The 5,251-nt window shown below is 26.9% G+C and carries 4 protein-coding genes and 1 pseudogene; all 5 read left to right on the top strand.

The genetic code is table 11. The features are described 5' to 3' along the window. The first annotated feature begins 70 nt into the window (after nt 1-70). Complete coding sequence (locus AJ939_RS02855; protein ID WP_070233297.1) at nt 71-1,663, top strand: putative toxin; 1,593 nt, start codon at nt 71-73, stop codon at nt 1,661-1,663. Nucleotides 1,664-1,665: 2 nt separating this feature from the next. After that, on the top strand, nt 1,666-2,745 hold the full coding sequence (locus tag AJ939_RS02850) for an AAA family ATPase (RefSeq protein WP_070233296.1): 1,080 nt from the start codon (nt 1,666-1,668) through the stop codon (nt 2,743-2,745). Continuing rightward, nucleotides 2,745-3,437 (top strand): DUF4276 family protein, encoded by a 693-nt coding sequence (locus AJ939_RS02845; RefSeq protein WP_070248693.1) that lies wholly within the window; start codon nt 2,745-2,747, stop codon nt 3,435-3,437. The genes AJ939_RS02850 and AJ939_RS02845 overlap by 1 nt, the downstream gene beginning before the upstream one ends. Nucleotides 3,438-3,514: 77 nt before the next feature. Then, on the top strand, nt 3,515-4,765 hold the full coding sequence (locus AJ939_RS02840) for a hypothetical protein (protein ID WP_044779668.1): 1,251 nt from the start codon (nt 3,515-3,517) through the stop codon (nt 4,763-4,765). Further along, a pseudogene (locus AJ939_RS02835) lies at nt 4,758-5,251 on the top strand (hypothetical protein); the annotation flags it as partial. The gene AJ939_RS02840 and the pseudogene AJ939_RS02835, both read left to right, overlap by 8 nt.

Below are 5,251 nucleotides of genomic sequence, written 5' to 3'. Positions count from 1 at the left end.
GAACCAGAACAAATTAAAATGTATGAAGAAAGAAGAAAGATAAAAAAATAATAAAAAGGAGGATTTTTTCTTGAAAATTAAATTTCATGATGTTAAATTTTACATTAAAGAATTTGAAAGTGTAGATATTATCGGTGGTTATATTGCCTTTTATGCACCTGTAAAAGAGCATTTAGAGGTAGAAAAAATTCAAAACGATCAAAATCCACAAGAAGAAATCCTGCAATTTAACAAAGATAACTCCCAAAAATATCTAAAAAAAATCAACCAAGAAAAAGAAGAGAAAATCGCACAGCTTGGACTTAACACCAGCGAAGATATTAATAAAGAATTTGATAAGTTGGACAATAAGGCTACTCCTGTTGGAAAATTTGTAAGAAAAAATTATGACTATGATATATTTTATGATGTTTATACAAAAAAAGATAATTACATAAAAAAACATGATTGCATAAAAAAAATTCCTATAAAAAATGGTGTCGCAAAAATAGAACAAGGAACTTTAGAAGATTTTTATGGTGGTGATAACCCTCAATGGTGTCTTATACCTAGATTACTTCCTGAAGATGATAATAAAGATTTTGAATTTGATCCTGTTCCTATTTTAAATAGTAGCTTTGTGATTTTAGAATTAGCAAATTGTAAGCAAAAAACTCTTACTTTTCAAAGAAAAATAGCTCAAATAAATAATCCAGATGATTTTAAGTTTCAAACACCTGAAGAATTTAAAGAAATGCTTAATAATAAAACAACCTTTGCTGCTTATGGTGGCAAAAAACAACAAATAGAAGATCTTATAAAAACTGCCAAGTTAAAACTTAAAATATTGGAAAAACTTGATCCATCAGAAATTTCTAAAAAAACTAAAAAAAACTTGATAGACAAACAAAATAAAAAAATTGAAGAATGTGAAAAAATAAAAATAGATCTTGAAGAAAATAAGAATAAAAAAATCACACCCAGTGTTATAGGAGATGCGGGAGAATACATCACCTCTTTACTTTTTAAAAAAAGATCTACACGCCATTTGAGCAATCAAAGAAAAATTGATGCTAATTTCAATCTTCATAGTTTTAATCACACCATACCTGATTTTTTAGTGATCATCAATGATATTCCTAGTTTGGTAGAGGTTAAAAATGTCCAAGTTCAAAGCCTAACAGAACAAATCAGCTTTGAATTAAAACTTGCTAGAGAATATGAACTTGATTATTTTTTCATATGCAATAACTATACACAATTAACAGAAAATCTTTCAGGAAGCGCATTGACTCTTCAAGAACATGAAGCATTAATAAAAAATAAAGACAAGGTGAAGGAATTTGATGAAGAGACAAAGGCAAAGAAAAAAAATACAGTAAAAGAGGTTTTAAGGTCAAAAGATAAAAATTGGTATAAAGTATCAGATGTTGGCACTTCTCGTTTGAGAAATTTTTCAGAAGAAGCTGGAGATCAAGGTTCAAGAAATGGCTTTATCTATCATAAACATTTACACAGAAGTATAAAAACAGTATTTAAAGAAATGTATTTACATCATATCAAAGGTGTAGCACCCAATAAAATAGTGATAAAAAGATTTGACTTAAATTATGAAGAAAAATTAGAAGAAATTTTCAACCAAAACCAAGAATTGCAAAAAAATTCTGGAATTGCAAAAGGATAAAGATGTTAGATAAAATAACAATCAAAGGATATAAATCCATAAAAGATTTATCCAAATTTGAGCTTAAAAAATTAAATATTTTAATAGGTGCAAATGGTTCGGGCAAAAGTAATTTTATTTCAGTATTTAAAATGCTTAATGCTTTATTTAATAAAAATTTGCAATTTTTTACACAAGATAAAGGACCTGATAATTTTTTACATTTTGGCAGAAAAAAGACTGAAAATATATATCTTGAATTTGCTTTTGGCAAAAATGGTTATTATGCTACCTTTGTTCCAACGAGTGAAAATAAGCTTATGATATTAAATGAATATATTTTCTTTGATGGAGACTATAAAGACTATAAAGAACCTATAGGAAGTAATCAACTAGAAAGTAATCTTTCAGATATAATAGAACGAAGTTATTCTAAAAAAGTAGCACAACATGTTCTAAATGAAATCAAAAAATGGAAACTTTATCATTTTCATGATACAAGCGATACAGCCAAGATGAAGGGAATGTGTGATGCAAATGACAATCTTATATTTAAAGAAGACGCACAAAATATAGCAGCTTATCTTAAAATGCTTCATGATAATCACAATAATCACTATGAACAAATTTTAACGACTATACAAGATATCGCTCCTTTCTTTGGAGGATTTATTTTTAGAAATAATGAAAATATACAATTAGAATGGTATCATAAAAATAATCCTGATACTCCTTTTAAATCCCATATGCTTTCTGATGGGACTTTAAGATTTATATGTTTAGCTACTTTATTACTTCAGCCTTTTGAGTTAATGTCGGGAACGATTATTATTGATGAACCGGAATTGGGACTACATCCTTATGCATTAAAGGTTTTAAGTGAAATTATTAAGAGAGTGGCTAAAGAAAAGCAACTCATTATTTCTTCACAATCTGTAGAACTGATAAACCATTTTGAAGCGCAAGATATTATAGTAGTAGATAAAGAAAACGATGAATCTACTTTTACAAGAATGGATGATGAAAAATTAGAAGCTTGGCTTGAAGACTATACACTTGGAGAAATTTGGGCTAGCAATCTTATAGGCGGGAGACCAAAATAATGATTACAAGATGTTATGTGATTTGCGAAGGACAAAGTGAGGAAAAATTTATAAATGAAATTTTAGGATCGTATTTTTATAACTCTAATGTTTATCTTACTCCACTTATAATACCTACATCTAAAGGACATAAAGGTGGAGGACTTGCGTATGATAGGGTTGTTGATTTTATCGTTAAAAAATTAAAACAAGATTCACAAGCTTTTATGACAACAATGTTTGATTACTATGGATTGGATAATAGATTTTTAAAAGAAAAACAATGTAATAAAAATATATATGAACACGTTGAAAAAATACAAGAAGAATTTGATGAAGCAATTAAACAAAAATGTGATACAAATAATTTTTTTAGCTATATACAGCCACATGAATTTGAAAGTTTGCTTTTTAGTGATATTACAAAAATAATTAAAGCAGATGCTGAATGGAATAAAAAACTTATTTATAAACTAGAAGACATTGTCAAAGAATTCGATAATCCAGAATTTATTAATAATAGTAAAGAAACAAGTCCTTCAAATAGATTAAAAAAGATTTTATCTTTTCCAAGCTATAATAAAATCTTGCACGGTGGAAGAATCGCTAAAGAAATAGGCATAGATAATATAAGATTAAAATGCCGACATTTTAATAAATGGTGTGAAAAAATTCATAGTTTAGGCAACAAAAAGGAAAATAGTGAAAAATAAAAATTTATTTCACAAGAATTTGAAAAAGGTTTTTAAAAATAGCAATAAAAACACCTCAAACACCTTCAGGAATTAAAATGAAACAAAATATAAGCGCTAATCAAGTAAGTTTTTACCTTTTTTCTACAAAAACCTTTAGCGATGAAAAATATCTTGATGCTTGGAGTTTAAAAGGGAATCGTTTAAATTCTCAAGATTGGTTTGAATTTAAACAAGCTAATAAAGGTAGTTTTTATAACAAACATTTAAATGATACTTTAAAAGCCATGCAGAAACTTAAAGCTTATTTTAGTATCGATAAATTTGAAGGCATAAATTTACATGGAAATGATGAATGGTGCGATTTTCTACCTTCAAATTATCTCCAAATTTACGATAGGCTATGTTTAGATAAAAGCAAATATATTTTACATAGATATTATCAAGAAAATGATTTAAGCGAAATAGGAGCACTTAAAAATCTTTCTCCTAATTTTCCTTTTTGGAATGAAAGTGGTGAAAATTTTTCTCAAAATCAAATCAATGCTTTTATAGATAAAGACAACTTAGCACCCTATTTCAATAAATATGATGTTTATTTTAACTCTTCGCTTAATTTAACTTTTAATTTCAGTGATGAAAGCTTAAAATATCTAGTTGATAATTATAATCATAGAATCAGTCATACTTTTATCCCAAAAAATCAAGAGCAACTAGAAAAAGAATTAAATTTAAGCAAAAATGAAAAAATTATTTTAGAACTTCAAAATATGTTTTTAGATCTTTGTAAAGGCATCAGCGCTGATTATGCTTTTATGGATTTTTCTTATTTTTTTTCGGGTTATAACTATATATTAAATTCTAAAGATAATGCTTTTAAATCTTATCCTGCCACCCAAAATACACTTATTTATAAAAGAAGTTTTAAAAAACATATAGAAAAATATGCGAATAATTATTTTTTAAATTACTATTCTAAAGAGTTTTTAAAAGAACTTGATAATCAAGAGTTAAATGAAGATAGACTTAATCATTATCTTATCAATTACAACAAAATCCCAAAAAAAGTCGAAGAAGAAAATATACAAGGTTTACTCTCTAAACAAAAAGATACAAATATTAATTTTGTAAATTTTATAGATTATCAAGATTATGTTTATAACAATAAAGATGATTTTTGGAATTTGTCTTCAGAGGAAAATTCTATGCTTTGGGAAAAATTTTTAAGTAAAAATACCTTAAAACCTTTTCCTTTAAACTTTGATTGCTCCTTAGAAGAAAAATTTCTTTATGCTAAAGATGAGCAATTAGAAAACATTCTCAAATCTCACAAGGCTTTTCATGGCTAGAAAAAGAAAGATAACTATTCCTAGAATAGAAGATATTAATGTAACTCTTGATACTTCTTGTTTGCATCCTATCTTAGAAGATAATACTTTATTATGCTTACATGGAGGTAGAGTTAAGTTAAAAGCAAAAAAGGCTAAAAGAATAAAATATAATAATGTTCCTATTATGTTACACGATGAAATACAAGGAGCTAGTATAAGTGGATGTTTAAATCCTCCAGTAGCTGGAGGACCTTGTACTAAAGTTGCTTTGGTATTTCCTTATACTTATTCAAAGCATAAAATCAATAATAAATATTCCGTTTATCAAATGGGCTTAATAGGAGTAAGTAATAAAGGCTATCCTGTACTTTCTATACCTAAAGGCAATAAGATCAAATTTGCTTTAACTAAAATACAAGCTAGTCCTCTTGCTAAGATTAAGTATGATAGGATAAGATGGCAAGGGATAGGAGATAAATTAGGAGCGGCACAAAAAAGCAAAGA

Origin of the sequence: Campylobacter sp. BCW_6889, from assembly GCF_001762535.1 — a bacterium.
GTDB lineage: Bacteria > Campylobacterota > Campylobacteria > Campylobacterales > Campylobacteraceae > Campylobacter_D > Campylobacter_D jejuni.
Note: the sequence above shows the minus strand (reverse complement) of the source record. Positions and strands in the feature narration are given on the sequence as shown.